Source organism: Amycolatopsis taiwanensis DSM 45107, from assembly GCF_000519205.1.
Taxonomy (GTDB): domain Bacteria; phylum Actinomycetota; class Actinomycetes; order Mycobacteriales; family Pseudonocardiaceae; genus Amycolatopsis_E; species Amycolatopsis_E taiwanensis.
This window is the reverse complement of sequence record NZ_KI912601.1, coordinates 201,462-219,335: the sequence shown is the minus strand read 5'-3', so window position 1 is coordinate 219,335 and position 17,874 is coordinate 201,462. Positions and strand designations below refer to the sequence as shown.

The window sequence follows — 17,874 nt, the reverse complement described above, 5'->3', positions numbered from 1 at the left end:
CTCAGTGTTCCGCGGGACACCCGCACCCGGTCGAATCTCGCCCATCAGGCCTCCTCCGGGGCTCGCGACGCCACGTTGGTGATGTCGCTGACCGTGCCCGAGCGGGCGGCCACGTAGACCAGGTCGTCGGCCTGCAGCAGGGTCTTGTTGTCCGGCAGCACCGGCGTGCCGAACCGCATCACGAACGCCACCCGCGCGCCGGTGGCCTCCTGCAGGTCGGCCACGCTGCAGCCCACCCAGGATTCGTGCAGTGGCAACTGCAGAACCGCGACATTGCCGGTCGGGTCGCGCCAGGCGGAGGCGACGCCGTCGGGCAGCAGCGTCCGGAGGAACCGGTCGGTGGTCCACGGGACGGTCGCCACGGTCGGGATGCCCAGCCGCTCGTAGACGGCGGCCCGCTTGGGGTCGTAGATGCGGGCCACCACGTGCTCGACGCCGAAGGTCTCCCGGGCCACCCTGGCGGAAATTATGTTCGAATTGTCCCCGTTGGACACGGCCGCGAACGCCCCGGCCCGCTCGATGCCGGCCTCGATCAGGACCTGCCGGTCGAAGCCCACGCCGAGCACCTGCCGGCCGTGGAAGTCGCTGCCCAGCCGCCGGAACGCCGCGTTGGCCTTGTCGATCACCGCGACCTCGTGACCGAGGCGCTCGAGCGCCGCGGCCAGGGACGCGCCGACCCGGCCGCATCCCATGATCACCACGTGCACGGTGCCTGCCTCCTGTAGACACTTCTCCGGGTGGTTACCCGGGTTACACCCAACGCAGAACCTACTTTGTACCACCTGGCACTACGCTGCTGACGTGCCGAAGTTAGCGACGGTGACCAAACGGCTTTTGCTGGGTCGTCCTTTCCGCAGCGACCGGTTGTCGCACACGCTGCTCCCCAAGCGCATCGCCCTGCCGATCTTCGCGTCCGACGCGCTTTCCAGCGTCGCCTACGCGCCGGAAGAGATCTTCCTGACGCTCAGCGTCGCGGGGCTGTCGGCCTACGCGTATGCGCCATGGATCGGCATCGCGGTCGCCGTGGTCATGCTGGTGGTGGTCGCTTCGTACCGGCAGAACGTGCACGCCTATCCCAGCGGCGGCGGGGACTACGAGGTCGCCACCGTGAACCTCGGCGGCAGGTTCGGTCTCACCGTGGCCAGCGCGCTCCTCGTCGATTACGTGTTGACCGTGGCGGTGTCGACCTCCTCCGGGGTGGCCAATATCGGCTCCGCCTGGCCCTGGGTCGCCCAGCACAAGGTGCTGTGCGCGATTCTCATCATCGCCGTGCTGACCGCGATGAACCTGCGGGGCGTGCGGGAGTCCGGCACCACCTTCGCCATCCCCACCTACGGCTTCATCGTGGGTGTGCTGGTGATGGTGCTGTGGGGCCTGGTCCAGGCGGCGCAGGGTGCGGATCTGCGCGCGGAAAGCGCCGGGTTCCAGCTGCACGCGGAGACCTTCCCGGTCGGGTTCGCGTTCGTCTTCCTGATCCTGCGTTCGTTCTCCTCCGGCGCCGCGGCACTGACCGGGGTGGAGGCGATCTCCAACGGGGTGCCGGCCTTCCGCAAACCGAAGTCGAAGAACGCCGCCACGACGCTGCTGATGATGGGGCTGCTGGCGGTGGTCATGCTGGTCGGCATCATCGCGCTGGCGATCATCACCCAGGTCAAGTTCGCCGAGAACCCGGCCCAGCAGCTCACCGGCGCGCCTGCCGGCTACGAGCAGAAGACCATCGTCAGCCAGATCGCGCAGGCCGTCTTCGGGAACTTCCCGCCCGGGTTCTACTACATCTCGTTCATCACCGGGATCATCCTGCTGCTGGCGGCGAACACGGCGTTCAACGGCTTCCCGGTACTCGGCTCGATCCTGGCGCAGGACCGGTACCTGCCCCGGCAGCTGCACACCCGGGGTGACCGGCTGGCCTACTCGAACGGGATCATCCTGCTGGCGGCGTTCGCACTGCTGCTGATCGTGGCGTTCAACGCCGAGGTGAGCCGGCTGATCCAGCTCTACATCGTCGGCGTGTTCGTGTCGTTCACGGTCAGCCAGACCGGCATGCTGCGGCACTGGAACCGCTTGCTGCGCGACGAAACCGATCCGGCGACGCGCCGGAAGATGCGGCGTTCGCAGACGGTCAACGCGATCGGCCTGACCCTGACCGGCACCGTGCTGCTCATCGTGCTGGTCACGAAGTTCCTGCTCGGCGCGTGGATCGCGATCGCGGCGATGGTGGTGATCTATCTCACGATGACCGCGATCCGCCGGCACTACGACCGGGTCGCGGTCGAGTTGAGCGATGACGGCGACATGGCGAAGGCCACCGTGCTGCCGTCGCGCAACCACGCGATCGTGCTGGTGTCGAAGCTGCACCAGCCGACCCTGCGCGCGCTCGCCTACGCCAAGGCCGTGCGTCCGGATGTGCTCGAGGCGGTCACGGTCAACGTCGACGACGCGGAGACCCGGGAACTGGTGGCCGAATGGGAGCGGCGTGGTTTCCGGGTGCCGTTGAAGGTGATCGAGTCGCCGTACCGGGAGATCACCAAGCCCGTGCTGGACTACGTGAAACGAGTCCGCGGTGACAATCCGCGCGACGTGATCACCGTGTTCATCCCGGAGTATGTGGTCGGCCGCTGGTGGGAGCAGTTGTTGCACAACCAGAGCGCGCTGCGGCTCAAGGGCAGGCTGTTGTTCCAGCCGGGCGTGATGGTGACCAGCGTGCCGTGGCAACTCGCGTCTTCGGTCAAGGCGGTGAAGCGGGCGATGCGCGCCCGTCCCGCGGCCGGCGACGTGCGCCGCGGCCTCTACACCGAGGACAAGCGATGACACCCCTTGTGCCAACCCGCGGCAATCACGGTGACCACCGGGCGCGCGCTTCCGTCCCGTGTCTTGTGGGGGCGCTGTCCCCACGCCCCCGTCTGGGGGCAAGCCCCCAGACGCTCTGCCTTGTGGGGGCTCCGCCCCCACACCCCCGACTGGGGGCAAGCCCCCAGACCCCCTTATCGGGGCGGCGGGGCGCCCTCGTCGCGGACGTGACTCGATTCCCCATGGAGCGCCCCGTCGACACGATCGCGGTCGCGCACAAAGCCGCGGAGGAACAACGATGACCAGTTGGCTGGGGCGGACGCTCGAGGCCGAGGTCGGCGCGGTGGCGCACGGCGGGCACTGTGTGTCCAGAGTGGACGGACGGGTGGTGTTCGTCCGGCACGCGCTGCCGGGCGAGCTGGTGCTCGCCGAGGTCACCGAGGACAAGGGCGGCTCGTACTGCCGCGCCGACGCGGTGCGCGTGCTGCGGGCGGCTCCGCAGCGGGTGACGCCGCCGTGCCCGCTGGCCGCGCCGGGGAAGTGCGGTGGCTGCGACTGGCAGCACGCCGCGCCGGAGTTCCAGCGAGAGCTGAAAGCGCGGGTCGTTTCCGAACAACTGTCGCGGCTGGCCGGAATCGACCGCACGGTCGTGGTCGAGGAACTGCCCGGCGGCATGCTCGGCTGGCGCACCCGGATGCGGCTGGTCGTGGGCCGCGACGGGCGGGCGGGCATGCGGGCGCATCGCAGTCACGACGTGGTGCCACTGCCGGACTCACCGCCGGGCGGCGCCGGGCCCTGCCCGATCGCGCGGGCGGGCATGCTGGATTCCGTGGTGTCCCGGCGATGGCAGCCCGGTGCGGAACTGGAGGTCACCGCGGACGCCGACGGAAACACGCACGTGCGCGAGCTGAGCACCGTGCGGGGCAAGCGGCGCGCTCGGCACATCCGCGGAGGCGTCTGCGTGGAGCACGCCGCCGGGCGCACCTGGAAACTCGACGCGCACGGGTTCTGGCAGGTGCATCCCGCGGCAGCGGAGGCGCTGGCGTCCGTGGCCGGGCAGTGGGCGGACGCGCCGCGCGGCGGCCGTGCCTGGGACCTGTACGCGGGGGCCGGGCTGTTCGCGGCCGTGCTCGCCGGGCAGGTGGGTCCCGATGGCGAGGTCTGGGCGGTCGAGTCCGGCCGCCGGGCATCGGCCGACGGCGCGGCGAACCTGCCCGATCTACCCCAGGTGCGCTGGCACTCCGGGCGGGTCGAACAAGTGGTGCGACAGTTGCCGGAGCCGGCGGTGGTGGTCCTGGACCCGCCGCGGGCCGGGGCCGGGCGCGCGGTCGTGGAGTCCATTGCGGACGCCGGCCCGGCGAGAGTGGTGTACGTCGCGTGCGATCCGGCGGCGCTGGCTCGTGATGTGGCCACCTTCGCCGGCCGCGGCTACGAGCTGTCGGGACTGCGCGCCTTCGACGCCTTCCCGATGACGCACCACGTCGAGTGCGTGGCCCTGCTGGCGCGTTCCTAGCCCTGTAACATCCCAGCACTGTGGGTTGTTGTTTATCACTTCCTGACAGGACTCGGTGCCCTATGCCGAGCGCGCTGCTTCCCTAGACTGAGCGAACGGCCCGATCGAGCGGTGAGGTGATGAAGTGACATTGCTGGAGTCAGTGCACGGACCGGCCGACCTCAAGCGGATGGGGCACAGCCAGCTGCAGCAGCTGGCGGGGGAGATCCGTGACTTCCTGGTCGACAAGGTGCGCCGGTCCGGCGGGCACCTCGGGCCCAACCTGGGTGTGGTCGAGCTGACCCTGGCGCTGCACCGCGTCTTCGACTCGCCGCGCGACGCGATCGTCTTCGACGTCGGGCACCAGAGCTACGTGCACAAGATCGTCACCGGCCGGCACGACGAGTTCGACCGTCTGCGCCAGACCGGCGGCATCGCCGGTTACCCGATCCGCGGGGAGAGCGAGCACGACCTGGTGGAGAACAGCCACGCCTCCACCGCCCTGTCCTATGTGGATGGTCTGGCCAAGGCGTTCCAGCTGGCCGGCGGCGGGCGGCACGCCGTGGCGGTGGTCGGCGACGGCGCGCTCACCGGTGGCATGTGCTGGGAGGCGTTGAACAACATCGCCGCCGAGCCCGAACGGCCGGTGGTGATCGTGGTCAACGACAACGGCCGCTCCTACTCGCCGACCATCGGCGGCTTCGCCGACCACCTCGCGTCGCTGCGCCTGCAGCCCGGCTACGAGCGGGTGCTCGACGGCGGGAAGGAACTGCTGCTGCACACGCCCGTCGTCGGCAAGACGATCTACGCCGCGCTGCATGCCGCGAAGGCCGGCATCAAGGACGCGCTCATCCCGCAGATGATGTTCTCCGACCTCGGGCTCAAGTACCTCGGCCCGGTCGACGGCCATGACCTGGCCGCGCTGGAGAAAGCGCTACACGCGGCGAAGGCGTTCGGCGGTGCGGTCATCGTGCACGCGGTCACGGAGAAGGGCCACGGGTATCCGCCCGCGGTCAACGACGGGCACGACCAGATGCACCAGACCGACCCGATCGACCCCGAGACCGGGCTGCCCAAGCCGAAGGGCCTTTCGTGGACGTCGGTGTTCGGCGCGGAACTGGCCAGGATCGGCGACGAGCGGCCGGACGTGGTCGCGATCACCGCGGCGATGCTGCGCTCGACCGGACTGGACGCCTTCGCCGAACGCCACCCGGACCGCTGGTTCGACGTGGGCATCGCCGAGCAGCACGCGGTGACCTCGGCGGCGGGGCTCGCGATGGGCGGCCTGCATCCGGTGGTCGCGGTGTATTCGACCTTCCTCAACCGCGCCTTCGACCAGTTGCTGATGGACGTGGCGCTGCACCGGCAGCCGGTCACCCTGGTGCTGGACCGGGCGGGCATCACCGGCCCGGACGGGCCCAGCCACCACGGCATGTGGGACCTGTCGCTGCTGGGCATGGTGCCCGGCATCCGCGTCGCCGCGCCGCGCGATGCGGAGACGCTGCGCGAGGAACTTCGTGAGGCGGTCGCGATCTCGGACGGCCCGAGCGTGCTGCGCTTCTCCAAGGGCGGCGTGCCCGAGCGGATCCCGGCCATCGAGCGGATCGGCGTGACCGACGTGCTGCGCAAGCCGGCGTCGCCGGACGTCCTGCTGGTCGCGGTGGGCGCGTTCGCGCCGCTGGGCCTGGCCGCCGCGGAACGCCTGGCGGACCAGGGCATCGGGGTGACCGTGGTGGACCCACGGTGGGTCGTGCCGGTGCCCGCCGAACTGGTCAAGCTGGCGGCCGGGCACCGGCTGGTGGTCACCGTCGAGGACAGCGGCCGTCACGGCGGCTTCGGTTCGGCGCTCGCCGCGGTGCTGCGCGACGCCGAATGCGACGTTCCGTTGCGCGATCTCGCCGTGCCGCAACAGTTCCTGGCGCACGGTTCGCGTGAGGAGGTGCTCGCCAGGGTGGGGCTCACCGCGCAGGACGTGGCACGCAAGGTCACCGAGTGGGCGGCGAACCTGCTGGGCGAGGCCACGCAGCAGGAGCCCGCCGACTCCGCACAGGATTGAGTTCGCCCTGCGCGGAGCCGGACGACATCAGCGGGATTCCTCCAGCGACGGCATGGCCAGCTGCTCGACTTCGTCGTCGAGAAGCCGGTCCACGGCCGGTCCGGACACCGTGGCCGTGGTGGTCCGCGCCGGCACGGGCAGGCTGCGTTCCAGCTCGGCCCGCCAGTGCAGCATCGAGCGCGGCCGGTCCCAGGTGCAGACGCCCACCAGCCGGCCGCCCTTGAGGAACCCGGTCACGTTGTCCGCCAGCTCCACCGTGTCCTCGCCGAGGGAGGGCATGCCGGCCATCTGCAACCGCACGTCGTAGATGGTCGACCAGGCCCGGGGCAGCGGCGTGAACGGGACCGCCGCTGTCCGCCCGGCCAACAGGTTCTCCGCCGCGGCGCGCCCGGATTCGACGGCGTTGAGCCAATGCTCCACCCGGCGTGGCACGTCGTCGAAGCGCAGGTTGGGCCAGCGCGCTACGTCCCCGGCGACCACGACGTCCTCGGCCTGGGCCGCGAACAGCGTGGACTCGCACAGCACGCCGTCGTCGAGCACCAGCCCGGACCCGTGCATCCAGTCGACCGCGGGCGTGCTGCCGATGGCGAGTACCACGCAACTGGCCACCACCAGCTGGTTGTTGGTCAGGTGCAGGCCGAAGGTGTCCTTGGTGCTGATCCAGTGCCGCACCTCGCTGTTCATCGCGAGGTTCGCCCGGTGCGAGCGGTGCACCTTGGTCACCGCCTCGGCGATGTGGGGCCCGAACCGGTACAGCGGCGCCTTGGCATGCCCGACGAGGGTCACGTCCCGGCCCAGGTAACGCATGCTCGCGGCGAATTCGCAGCCGATGAGTCCGCTGCCGATCACTACGGCCGGTTTCGTGCTCTCCACCAGCGTCCGCCGGAGCATGATCGCGTCCTCGACCGTCCGCAGCACGCGCACCCGCGGGTCGTGCCGGGGCGCACCCGGCAGGTGCCGGGGCACCACACCGGTGGCGATGATCAGCCCGTCGTACCACAGTTCCTCGCCGCCGGGCAGGTAGACCACCCGCCCTCTGGTGTCCAGCCGGGTGGCCCGGGTGCCCAGTCGCCAGTGCGCGTCGAGTTCGACATACGGCTTGAGGTAGGTGTCCAACGGGCGGACGGTGCCCATCACCAGTTGTTTGGACACCATCGGCCGGTGGTACGGCCGCCGGGCTTCCTCGCCGATGATCAGCACTTCGCCGTCGAAACCGAGCTCCCGCAACCGTTCGGCCGCGCGCAGCCCCGCTGCCCCGGCGCCCACGATGACGATTCTGTCGCCTTCACTCATCCGAAAAACCCTTCAGTGCTGTTCAGAACGTGTTCGGGCAGCCAGGCCGTGACTTCTGCTCGTCGGTTGCCGGTTGACCACGCTGGCCCCGCAAGGCAGCGTTGTGAAGCGTCACTAAACGGGTTCATCTCGCGTTTTGAGGGACACTCCCTTCAGGACAACGGCTTGCATCGGGCAGCATCTGGCCGCCTGCGCGGCCTGATGGAAGTCTCCGGGCCCCAGCTGGCGCCGGTATTTCAGGCGGCCGTCCAGGTCGAGCTTGAAGATGTCGGGTGCCTCCATCTGGCAGATTCCGTACAGCTCGCAGCGGTCGTTGTCCACGCTGATGCGCGGACCGCCGCGGAGGGGCTTCTTCATTTCAGATCTGCTCCTCCAACAGACCGATCCGCTCCAGCGCCCGCGTCGGCACGAACCGCAACACCGACAGCAGCACCGTCGGCACCAGCAGCGTGGTCCCGATCAGCCAGTCCGTGGCGAGGTTGCCGTTTTCGATCGCGCCGAACAGCGAGTGCACCGCGGTGAGCCCGACCGCGGCATAGGCCATCCGGTGCAGCCACAGCCAACGGCGGTAGGAGGTGAACCGGTGCAGCGTCGCGGTGATCGCGATGGCGAGCATCAGTTCGAGCCCGACGATGCCGAGTTCGTGCCGGACGAGCGCGCCCGGCACGAAGAACGGGATCGTCTCGTAGGCCAGGCTGAGCGCGCCGCTGGAAAGGAACAGGAAGCAGAGCGCGTGGACGACGCCGAACGCCAGCGTCAGCATGGCCAGCGCGAGGTGCGAGCCGCGCAGTGCCTTGCGGCCCGTGATGTTCCGGACCCAGCCGGTGGCGGTCAGCACGCCCCAGCACAGGGTGAGGCACATGAACACGTACGACAGGCGCGCCGAGTACTGGGCGACGTGGCGCAGTCCGGCGTCCGGCGACGCCTGTGCGAGGAACGTCACGGTCATGGGGTTTCTCTTTCACGTTTCCGGGCAGCGAGCCCGCCGGAGAGCAGTGAAATCGATTCGTCCATTCGGCCGGTCACGGGCGACGCCATTGGCAGGAATTCGAACGTGATTCGTCGTCGCCGGCGGCGCTTTCTCGCCGGAGGACGTGAGCGGGAATTCTTCATGAAGACTTCCCTTCCGTCGGAGGTCGGGTGCGGAAAGTGCTGGGAAAAGCGCGTGAAAAATCCACTGTGGACACTTTCGCGTCCACGGTGGAGGAGGCGCCGTCGGGGTCGGGGCCGTCCGGGGCCTTCGGAAGGGGATACGGGCACCGGTAGAACACGGTTCAAAATCATTTTGATCTCGGTTGGTACTGGACGAATAACCCGTCCGACACCAGGATGTCCCCCGTGGTAGCCCAGGGCCGAACATCTTCTTGTTCCGAGGCCGATGCCGAACGCGGTCCCGGTGTGCGTGACGACCTCGCCGCCACGCTGTACCAGAAGTTCGGCAGCCCCCTGCTCGCCTTCGTGATCACGCTGACCGGTGGCGACCGGCTCTGGGCCGAGGACGTCGTGCAGGAAACCCTGATCCGGGCCTGGCGCAACGCGGACAAGCTGGACACCGAACCCGAGATGTTGCGCGCTTGGCTCTTCACCGTGGCCCGCCGCATCGTGATCGATGGATGGCGCAGCAGGAAGGCGCGTCCGCAGGAGGTCGAGGAGCCCGACGCCGACGCGGTCGGCGTGCCGGACGAGTCAGACCGGACGCTGGCGGCCGTGGTGGTCTATCAGGCGCTGGAGCACCTTTCCCCCGAACACCGTGAGGCCGTGTTGCGGACCTACCTGCGGGACCGGACGGTCAACGAGGTCGCGCGGACGCTCGGCGTTCCTCCCGGCACCGTCAAATCGCGGACCTACCATGCGGTGCGCGCCTTGCGGCAGGCGTTGCGCGACCGGGGGTAGAGACCATTCGGACTCAGACTTTGATCACAGAGTAGTAACGCGATGATCTCTTTTTGAACTACACTACCGCCAGTGCCGTATCCCATGATGACGAGCGAGGGCTGGACCATCGCCCTCGCTGCCCGGCGGGGCGGGTGCACAGTGGACGTTTCGGGTTGCCGGAAACGTGCCACCGGCCGCCAGTCATGGCCTTTGCCCACGGTGTTTTCGCGGGCGAGCGCGTGCTTTCAGGCGAAAGCGCGGCTACGGCGGTTGTCCCACACCGAACGCATGAGGAGTGAAGCGGATGGTCATGCTGCGGGCCCGGAACCGGGCAGCGGTGGCCGACGAGGCCCAGATCCTTTCCCTGTACGAGGAACACGGGCGCACGCTGCTCGCCTACGCGACGCGGCTGACCGGCGACCGCGGCGCCGCCGAGGACGTCGTCCAGGAAACCCTGGTGCGCGCGTGGCGGCATCCCGACGCGCTGGTCAGCGAAAAGGGGTCGGTGGGTGGCTGGCTGCTCACGGTGACCCGAAACATCGTCACCGACCGGTACCGCCGGAGATCCGTGCGGCCGCCCGAGGTCGCGGAATCGGCGGCGAGTCCGGCGGTGCAGGGCGACCACGCCGACGAGGTGGTGAACTCGATGACCGTGCTGGCGGCGCTGGCCCGGCTTTCGCCGGAGCATCGCGACGTGCTGACCGAGATCTACTTCCGGGACGCGAGCGTGGCCGAGGCCGCGCGGGCCCTGGGTGTGCCGCCCGGCACGGTGAAGTCGCGTTCCCACTACGCACTCGCGGCGTTGCGCCGGACGTTCGGGATCCGGTCGGCGCGGGTGCGGCAGGTGACGGCATGACGGCACCGGAGTGGGGAAGTGGAGGACTCCCCGGGCCGGGGCCCGGTTGGTGGCGACGTCTCATAACTGGCTCTCAGGAAACTGTGGCACGGTGGTTGACGTGCGAATTCTGGTAGTCGAGGACGAGGAGCCCCTCGCCGAGGCGATCGCTCGCGGCCTTCGCCGCGAGGGCATGGCGGTCGACGTCGCGTTCAACGGTGACGACGGGCACGAGAAGGCCAGCATCACCCGCTACGACGTGGTGCTGCTCGACCGCGACCTGCCCGGCATGTCCGGCGACGAGTTGTGCAAGGAGATCGTCGCCTCCGGCGAGCTGACCAGGGTTCTCATGTTGACCGCGAGCGGCACGGTGTCCGACCGGGTGGCCGGGCTCTCCCTCGGTGCGGACGACTACCTCGCCAAGCCGTTCGCCTTCCCGGAACTGGTCGCGCGCGTGCGCGCGCTGGGCCGGCGGGCCACCCCGGCGGCGCCTCCCCTGCTCACCGCGGGCGACGTCGAGCTCGATCCGGCGCGGCGCACCGTGCGGCGGGCCGGTGCGCCGGTCGAGCTCACGCGCAAGGAGTTCGGCGTGCTGGAGGTGCTGCTGGCGGCCAAGGGCGCCGTGGTGAGCAGCGAGGAGCTGCTGGAACGCGTGTGGGACGAGAACGCCGACCCGTTCACCACGACCGTCCGGGTCACGGTGATGACCCTGCGCAAGAAGCTCGGCGAGCCGGGGATAATCGAAACCGTGGTGGGATCGGGATACCGGGTACCGGACGCCGGTGCCGTGAAGGGGTGACGCCCCGCAGTCTGCGGGCGCGGATCACGTTGCTGGCGACCGGGCTGGCCGCCGGGGTCAGCATGGTGTTGCTCTGGCTGGCCTGGACGCTGACCGGGGACGCGGTCTCCGCGGTGCCGCAGCTGCCGCCGGGCACGCCCGTCCGGGTCGACGGCATGGACGTGGATTCCTCGGCGCTCACCGCGCATCTGCAGACCCTCGCGCGGGACCGGGTGCTGCTGGTCGGATCGATCGCGTTCTGCTGCGTGGTCGCGGCGACCGCGATCCTGGCCTGGACGTTCACCTCACGCGTGCTGCGGCCGTTGCGGGAGATCACCGGCACCGCCCAGCGGCTTTCCGTGGAGTCGCTGGGGGAGCGGATCGGCGAGGTCGGTGCCCGCGGGGAGCTCGCCGAGCTGGCGCACACCTTCGACGCGATGCTCGACCGGCTGCAGGCGGCGTTCGAGGCGCAGCGGACCTTCGTCGCCAACGCCAGCCACGAGCTGCGCACCCCGCTGTCGGTGATCCGCACGGAACTGGACGTGACCCTCTCCGATCCGGACGCCGACCTGGCGGAGCTGCGCCGGATGGCGGCGGTGGTCCGGGACGCCACCGAACGCGCCGGACAGCTGGTCGGCTCCCTGCTGCTGCTCGCCCGCACCGACGGCGCGGGCCTGGCCGCGCACGAGCCGGTGGACCTGGCCGACGTGGTGGCCAGCGCCTGGCGTGCGGTGCGTGGCGAGGCCGACCAGGTCGGCATCCGTGCGCAGTTCCACTGCTCGCCCGCGCCGGTGCGGGGAGATGCCGCGCTGCTGGAACGGATCGCCGGGAACCTGCTGGAGAACGCGGTGCGGCACAACGTCGAGCGGGGCTGGATCGACGTGACGACGGAGTCGGTCGCCGACACCTCAACGCTGCGGGTGCGCTCCTCGGGCGCGCTGGTGGACCGGGCGATCGTGGACGAGCTGTTCGAACCGTTCCGCCGGGCCGGGCGGGCCCGCACCGCCCGTTCGGGCGCCGGGCTGGGGTTGTCCATCGTGCGGGCCGCGGTCGATGCGCACGGCGGGATGGTCACCGCGGAGCCGGTCATCGGCGGGGGCTTGTCCGTCACCGTCCGGCTTTCCGCCCTGCGCTGACCATGTCGCACATCTGGCACATGTAGTGCTACGGTTGTGCTATGGCGCAAACGATCGGTCAGCGTGAGCTCCGTAACGACAACGCGGAGATCATGCGCAGGGTTGAGCGTGGCGAGAGCTTCACCGTAACCCGCAACAACAAGCCGATTGCGGACATCGTTCCCCACCAGGCTGGGAGCGCTCTCCGGCGCGAGTGCACGGCCGGTGAGCTGCTGGAGGCCCTCCAGGCGCTACCGCCGATGGATGTCGAGCGGTGGAACCGCGAGCGCGCCGAAGATGACCTCGTGTTCGGGCCCGACGACATCGGCGAAGGCGCGGGATGACCGCCCGCGTCCTCTTCGATACCTCCGTGATCATCGATCCGCGGGACGTCCAACTGGGCGACCTGAGCGGTGCGAGGCCCGTGGTATCCGCGGTGACGATCGCCGAACTCGCCTACGGCCTCGACGTCGACGATCCGGTTGAGCGCCATATCCGGTTGGAACGCCTCGAGTCGTTGCTCAGTCGCACGGAGATTTTGCCGTTCGACACGAAGGCGGCGCGGCTGTACGGCACCCTCGCCGCGCTCGTTCGCAGGTCCGGCCGTGACCCACGCCCGCGACGGATGGACCTGCAGATCGCGGCGACGGCGGGCGCGCATTCGCTGCCCGTCCTGACGCGAAACGGCCGGGATTTCGCCGGTTTGGAGCGCGTAGTCCGAGTGATCGAGACCTGAGGCGCGAGTCCCACACCCCGGTCGCGCGAGTCCCACACTCGCGTAGCGCGAGTTCCACATTCCGGTAGACGGGAATGGGGGACTCGCGCGACGGGAATGCGGGACTCACGCGACGGGAATGAGGGACTCGCGCGACGGGAATGGGGAACTCGCGCGGCCGGTCGGCTAGGCCGGGACGGAGGCCAGTCCGGGCGCGAGGAACGGCTTGCCGTTGACCCGCTCCGAGACGCCCGCCCGGTCGAGGTAGGGCGTGATGCCGCCGAGCCAGAACGGCCAGCCGGCGCCGAGGATCAGGCACAGGTCGATGTCCTGCGCCTCGGCGACCACACCCTCGTCGAGCATGATCCGGATCTCCTCGGCGATCGCGGCCAGCGCCCGCTCCCGCACCTGCTCGCCGGTGGCTGGCTTCTCGCCCTGCTGCCACAACTCGGCGACTTCCGGGTCGACCGTCGCCGTGCCCGCGGAATCCCACTGCCACACCGCGGTCTTGCCGGACTGGACCAGACGCCGCAGGTTCTCGCTCACACCGAACCGGTCCGGGAACGCCGCGTTCAGCGTTTCGCCGACGTGCAGGGCGATCGCCGGCCCGACCAGTTGCATCAGCGTCAACGGTGACATCGGCAGCCCGAGCGGGTCCAGCGCACGGTCGGCGACGTCGAACGGAGTGCCCTCGTCGACCGCGGTCAGCACCTCGCCGAGGAATCGCAGTAGCAACCGGTTCACCACGAAGGCGGGCGCGTCCTTGACCAGCACGCAGGACTTCTTCAACTGCTTGCCGACGGCGAACGCGGTGGCCAGCGACGCCTCGTCGGTCTGTGTACCGCGCACGATCTCCAGCAGCGGCAGCACGGCCACCGGGTTGAAGAAGTGGAAGCCGACGACCCGCTCCGGGTGGGCCAGCTTCGACGCCATCTCGCTGACCGACAGCGAGGAGGTGTTGGTGGCCAGGATCGCCTCCGGCGAGACGTGCTGCTCCAGCTCGGCGAACACCTGCTGCTTGACGCCCATTTCCTCGAAGACGGCCTCGATGACGAAGTCGGCGTCGGCGAAGGGAGCCTTGTCCAGCGAGCCGGTGACCAGCGCCTTGAGCCGGTTGGCCCCGTCCGGTGAAACCCGCTTCCGCGCCAGCAACTTGTCGATCTCACCGTGCACATAGGACACACCGCGGTCGATGCGTTCGGAGTCCACGTCGGTGAGCACCACCGGCACGTTGAGCCGGCGGACGAACAGCAGCGCCAGCTGGCTTGCCATCAGCCCGGCGCCGACCACCCCGACCTTGGTTACCGGGCGCGCCAGTGACTTGTCGGGAGCGCCCGCGGGCCGCTTCGCACGCTTGTTGACCAGGTTGAACGAGTACAGCCCGGCGCGCAGCGTGTCATCCAGCAGCAGCTCGGCGAGCGCGTCGGTCTCCGCCGCGTATCCGGTGTCGAGATCGGCCGTGCGGGCCAGCTCCAGCAGTTCGACCGCCCTGGCCGCACCCGGGGAAGCACCCCGGGTCTTGCCGTCCACAATGGAACGTGCGCGGGCGATCGCGGCGTCCCAGCCGGCGCCCCGGTCGATCTCGTGGCGAGCCGGCGTGACCTCGCCGCGGACCACCTTCGCCAGCCACGCCAGTGACTGCTCCAGGTAGTCGGCGGAGGGGAACACCGCGTCCACGATGCCGAACTCCGCGGCCTTGGCCACGGACAACATCTTGTTCTGGTTCAACGCGTTTTCGACGATCACGGTCACCGCGGCGTCCGGCCCGATCAGGTTGGGCAGCAGTTGCGTGCCGCCCCAACCGGGGAACAGGCCGAGGAAGACCTCGGGGAAGGCGATGGCCGCGGCGTTTTCGGACAACGTCCGGTAGTGGCAGGCCAGCGCGAGCTCGAGACCGCCGCCCATGGCCGCGCCGTTGACGAACGCGAAGGTGGGGATCGTCGAGTCGGTCAGCCGGCGGAACACCGTGTGCCCGGTCTCCGCGATTTCACGAGCCAGTCCGGGGTCGGAGATCGCCTCTATCCCGGACAAATCCGCGCCCACGGCGAACACGAACGGCTTGCCGGTCACCGCGATCGCGGCCGGCTCGGCGGCGAACGCGGCGTCCAGCGCGGCGTTCAGGCTGGCCAGCCCCTGTGGTCCGAAGGTGGACGGCCGGGTGTGGTCGTGCCCGTTGTCCAGGGTGATCAGCGCGACCTTCCCGGCCAGGCCCGGCACGGTGATCAGCCGGGTGATCGCGCGCGTCACCACCTCGTCGGGAAACGCCGCCTTGGCCTGTTCCATCGTGAAAGTCACTTCGCGCTCCCGTTGGTGCCGTCGTACGCGGGGTTCTCCCAGATCACCGTGCCGCCCATGCCGAGGCCGATGCACATCGTGGTGATGCCGTAGCGCACCTCGGGATGCTCGGCGAACTGCCGGGACAGCTGCGTCATCAGCCGGATGCCGGAGGCGGCCAGCGGGTGCCCACACGCGATCGCGCCGCCCCACGGGTTGACCCGCGGGTCCTCCTGGTCGATGCCGAAGTGGTCGAGGAAGGACAGCACCTGCACGGCGAACGCCTCGTTGATCTCGAACAACCCGATGTCCGAAATGGACAACCCGGTGCGGGTGAGCACCTTCTCGGTGGCCGGCACCGGCCCGATGCCCATGACCTCCGGGTCGACCCCCGCGAAGGCGTAGCCGACCATCCGCATGCCGATCGGCAGGCCCAGCTCGCGGGCGGTGTCCTCGGCGGCGATGATCGCGCCGGTGGCGCCGTCGTTGAGGCCCGCGGAGTTGCCCGCGGTGACCCGGCCGTGCGGGCGGAACGGGGTGCGCAGCCCCGCGAGGGTCTCCACCGTGGTGCCCGGCCGCGGTGGCTCGTCCTCGGTGGCCAGGCCCCAGCCCAGCTCCGGCGAGCGGGTCGCGACCGGTACCAGTTCGGGCCCGATCTTGGCGGTCTTGACCGCGTCGGCGTAGCGCTCCTGGCTTTGCGCGGCGTAGGCGTCGGCGCGCTGCTTGGTGATCGCCGGGAACCGGTCGTGCACGTTCTCCGCGGTCTGGCCCATCACCAATGCGCTCGGGTCCACCAGCTTGTCGGCGATGATCCGCGGGTTCGGGTCGACGCCCTCGCCCATCGGGTGCCGGCCCATGTGCTCGACGCCGCCCGCGATCGCGATGTCGTAGGCGCCGAAGCCGATGCCGCCGGCGACCGTGGTCACCGCGGTCATCGCGCCCGCGCACATCCGGTCGATCGCGTACCCGGGCACGGACCTCGGCAGCCCGGCCAGCAGCGCGGCGGTCCGGCCGATGGTCAGGCCCTGGTCGCCGATCTGGGTGGTGGCCGCGATGGCCACGTCGTCGACGCGTTCCGGCGGCAGTCCGGGATGCCGCCGCAGCAGCTCCCGGATCACCTTGACCACCAGGTCGTCAGCCCGCGTGTTCGCGTAGATGCCTTTCTCGCCCGCCTTGCCGAAGGGGGTACGCACGCCTTCGACGAAGGCCACGTTGCGCACCGCCCGCGCGGTCGGCGAGAGGGGTGTTGCGGCCACGGTCGCTCCTCACAGCTTCGGGGTGTACCCCCGCACCATAGCCCTTGTTACTGTCGGGTAACCAGTGGCGTTCCCCGGACGAGTGGGCGAGACCACGCGTGTGGCGTTGCCCTGATGGGGCGGCCCGCTATGAGTCGCGGGGTGCGGTTGCGCCGAGAGCCTCGGTCAGTGCCGGGGCGGCCAGCTCGATCTGCCACGGACGGGCGCCGCCTTCGCGCAGCACCTCGCCGACGCCGTGGACGGAGCGGTCCGCTGGCGGGCGCCAGCAGGTCCGGCGAAGGAGATCGGGCAGCAACAGGTTTTCCACCGGCAGCTGGTGGTGCGCGGCGATGTCGGCGAGCGCCGCACGTGCCGCGGAAAGGCGCGCGGCGGCGTCCGGGTCCTTGTCCGCCCAGCGGTTGACCGGCGGCGGCCCGTCGTTGGGCTGGGACGGGCTGGGCAGCGCCTCGCGCGGCAGTGAGCGGGCGGCCTGAAGATGCCGGAACCAGCTCGCCGCGTGCCGCCGCTGGACCCGGCCGCTGAACACCGGCAGCGCCTGCAGTTCCGCCATCGTGCGCGGGTCGGCGAGCACCGCGTTGATGATCGCGGCGTCCGGCAGAACCCGGCTGGGGGCCCGGTCGCGCCGGCGCGCCAGCTCGTCCCGTGCCTCCCAGAGCGCGCGGACCACGGCCAGGCCGCGAGCGGTGCGCACCTTGTGGATGCCCGAAGTACGCCGCCACGGCTCGGCCCGGGGCGCGGGTGGCGGGGCCGTCCGCACGGCCTCGAATTCCTGCTTGGCCCACCCCAGCTTGCCCTGGGCGGCGAGTTCGGCTTCGAGCTTTTCCCGCAGCGGGATCAGCAGCTCGACGTCGAGAGCGGCGTAGTTGAGCCAGTCCACCGGCAGCGGTCGCCTCGACCAGTCCGCCGCGCTGTGCCCCTTCTCCAGCTGATAGCCGAGCAGGCGTTCCACGAGCGTGCCGAGCGCGACCCGCTCATATCCGGCCAGCCGGCCGGCCAGCTCGGTGTCGAACAGGCTGGCCGGTGCCAGGCCCAGCTCGGCCAGGCACGGCAGGTCCTGCGAGGCGGCGTGCAGCACCCACTCCAGGTCGTTGAGCACCTCCCGGAGCGGTTCCAGCTCGCCCTCGAGCGCGATTGGGTCGACGAGGACCGTGCCCGCGCCCTCCCGCCGCAACTGGACCAGGTACGCCTTCGGCCAGTACCGGTAGCCCGAGGCTCGCTCGGTGTCCACCGCGACGGCACCGGTGCCACCCGCGAGCTGTGCGCAAGCATGCGCCAGCCCGGCAGGATCGACGACTACCGGTGGCGTCCCGTCCGCCGGTTCCTGCAACAGGATGGGCGTGGGGGCTTCCCCGGTGTCGATGCCTTGATCTGCGGTTTCCACAGCGATGAACCCTACGG

At 70.1% G+C, this 17,874-nt stretch carries 16 protein-coding genes; 9 read left to right on the top strand and 7 right to left on the bottom strand.

The features are described from left to right. Nucleotides 1-44 precede the first annotated feature (44 nt). Nucleotides 45-707, bottom strand: coding sequence for a potassium channel family protein (locus A3CU_RS0140515; protein WP_027947035.1), 663 nt, complete (start codon nt 705-707; stop codon nt 45-47). A gap of 94 nt (nt 708-801) precedes the next feature. Between A3CU_RS0140515 and A3CU_RS0140510 the strand changes: the two genes are divergently transcribed. From A3CU_RS0140510 to dxs, 3 genes are all read left to right on the top strand, one after another. Beyond that, on the top strand, nt 802-2,808 hold the full coding sequence (locus A3CU_RS0140510; RefSeq protein WP_027947034.1) for an APC family permease: 2,007 nt from the start codon (nt 802-804) through the stop codon (nt 2,806-2,808). Between the two features lie 277 nt (nt 2,809-3,085). Continuing rightward, nucleotides 3,086-4,300: a class I SAM-dependent RNA methyltransferase gene (locus tag A3CU_RS0140505; protein ID WP_027947033.1), complete on the top strand. Its 1,215-nt coding sequence runs from the start codon at nt 3,086-3,088 to the stop codon at nt 4,298-4,300. A 124-nt stretch (nt 4,301-4,424) separates the two neighbouring features. Then, nucleotides 4,425-6,335, top strand: coding sequence for a 1-deoxy-D-xylulose-5-phosphate synthase (gene dxs, locus A3CU_RS0140500; RefSeq protein WP_027947032.1), 1,911 nt, complete (start codon nt 4,425-4,427; stop codon nt 6,333-6,335). Nucleotides 6,336-6,362: 27 nt separating this feature from the next. Here the strand turns inward: dxs and A3CU_RS0140495 are convergent, their stop codons facing one another. From A3CU_RS0140495 to A3CU_RS0140485, 3 genes are all read right to left on the bottom strand, one after another. Further along, complete coding sequence (locus A3CU_RS0140495; RefSeq protein WP_027947031.1) at nt 6,363-7,628, bottom strand: NAD(P)/FAD-dependent oxidoreductase; 1,266 nt, start codon at nt 7,626-7,628, stop codon at nt 6,363-6,365. Between the two features lie 114 nt (nt 7,629-7,742). Further along, complete coding sequence (locus A3CU_RS0140490; RefSeq protein WP_027947030.1) at nt 7,743-7,985, bottom strand: ferredoxin; 243 nt, start codon at nt 7,983-7,985, stop codon at nt 7,743-7,745. A 1-nt stretch (nt 7,986) separates the two neighbouring features. Beyond that, nucleotides 7,987-8,577 carry a ferric reductase-like transmembrane domain-containing protein gene (locus A3CU_RS0140485; RefSeq protein ID WP_027947029.1) on the bottom strand — a complete coding sequence of 197 codons (591 nt, stop codon included), beginning with the start codon at nt 8,575-8,577 and terminating at the stop codon, nt 7,987-7,989. Between the two features lie 380 nt (nt 8,578-8,957). On the opposite strand from A3CU_RS0140485, the gene A3CU_RS0140480 reads away from it, so the two are divergent. The 6 genes from A3CU_RS0140480 to A3CU_RS0140455 all read left to right on the top strand — a co-directional run bounded on the left by A3CU_RS0140480 (nt 8,958) and on the right by A3CU_RS0140455 (nt 12,967). Continuing rightward, nucleotides 8,958-9,521, top strand: coding sequence for a sigma-70 family RNA polymerase sigma factor (locus A3CU_RS0140480; protein ID WP_052373034.1), 564 nt, complete (start codon nt 8,958-8,960; stop codon nt 9,519-9,521). Between the two features lie 286 nt (nt 9,522-9,807). Further along, a complete protein-coding gene (locus tag A3CU_RS0140475) occupies nt 9,808-10,359 on the top strand; it encodes a sigma-70 family RNA polymerase sigma factor (protein WP_027947027.1) in 552 nt (183 codons plus the stop codon). Nucleotides 10,360-10,459: 100 nt separating this feature from the next. Beyond that, complete coding sequence (locus A3CU_RS0140470; protein WP_027947026.1) at nt 10,460-11,137, top strand: response regulator transcription factor; 678 nt, start codon at nt 10,460-10,462, stop codon at nt 11,135-11,137. After that, nucleotides 11,095-12,252 carry a HAMP domain-containing sensor histidine kinase gene (locus A3CU_RS0140465; protein ID WP_425388323.1) on the top strand — a complete coding sequence of 386 codons (1,158 nt, stop codon included), beginning with the start codon at nt 11,095-11,097 and terminating at the stop codon, nt 12,250-12,252. The genes A3CU_RS0140470 and A3CU_RS0140465 overlap by 43 nt, the downstream gene beginning before the upstream one ends. A 41-nt stretch (nt 12,253-12,293) precedes the next feature. Next, nucleotides 12,294-12,575, top strand: coding sequence for a type II toxin-antitoxin system Phd/YefM family antitoxin (locus A3CU_RS0140460; protein WP_027947024.1), 282 nt, complete (start codon nt 12,294-12,296; stop codon nt 12,573-12,575). Next, complete coding sequence (locus A3CU_RS0140455; protein ID WP_027947023.1) at nt 12,572-12,967, top strand: type II toxin-antitoxin system VapC family toxin; 396 nt, start codon at nt 12,572-12,574, stop codon at nt 12,965-12,967. Before A3CU_RS0140460 ends, A3CU_RS0140455 begins: the two co-directional genes overlap by 4 nt. Before the next feature lie 165 nt (nt 12,968-13,132). On the opposite strand, the gene A3CU_RS0140450 is transcribed toward A3CU_RS0140455, so the two are convergent. From A3CU_RS0140450 to A3CU_RS0140440, 3 genes are all read right to left on the bottom strand, one after another. Beyond that, nucleotides 13,133-15,241 carry a 3-hydroxyacyl-CoA dehydrogenase NAD-binding domain-containing protein gene (locus tag A3CU_RS0140450; RefSeq protein ID WP_027947022.1) on the bottom strand — a complete coding sequence of 703 codons (2,109 nt, stop codon included), beginning with the start codon at nt 15,239-15,241 and terminating at the stop codon, nt 13,133-13,135. Beyond that, nucleotides 15,238-16,440 carry a thiolase family protein gene (locus A3CU_RS0140445; RefSeq protein WP_027947021.1) on the bottom strand — a complete coding sequence of 401 codons (1,203 nt, stop codon included), beginning with the start codon at nt 16,438-16,440 and terminating at the stop codon, nt 15,238-15,240. The genes A3CU_RS0140450 and A3CU_RS0140445 overlap by 4 nt, the downstream gene beginning before the upstream one ends. 163 nt (nt 16,441-16,603) lie before the next feature. Then, the gene (locus tag A3CU_RS0140440) at nt 16,604-17,857 is read right to left on the bottom strand and encodes a ribonuclease D (RefSeq protein WP_084144211.1); all 1,254 of its coding nucleotides are present in this window, start codon (nt 17,855-17,857) and stop codon (nt 16,604-16,606) included. Nucleotides 17,858-17,874 lie beyond the last annotated feature (17 nt).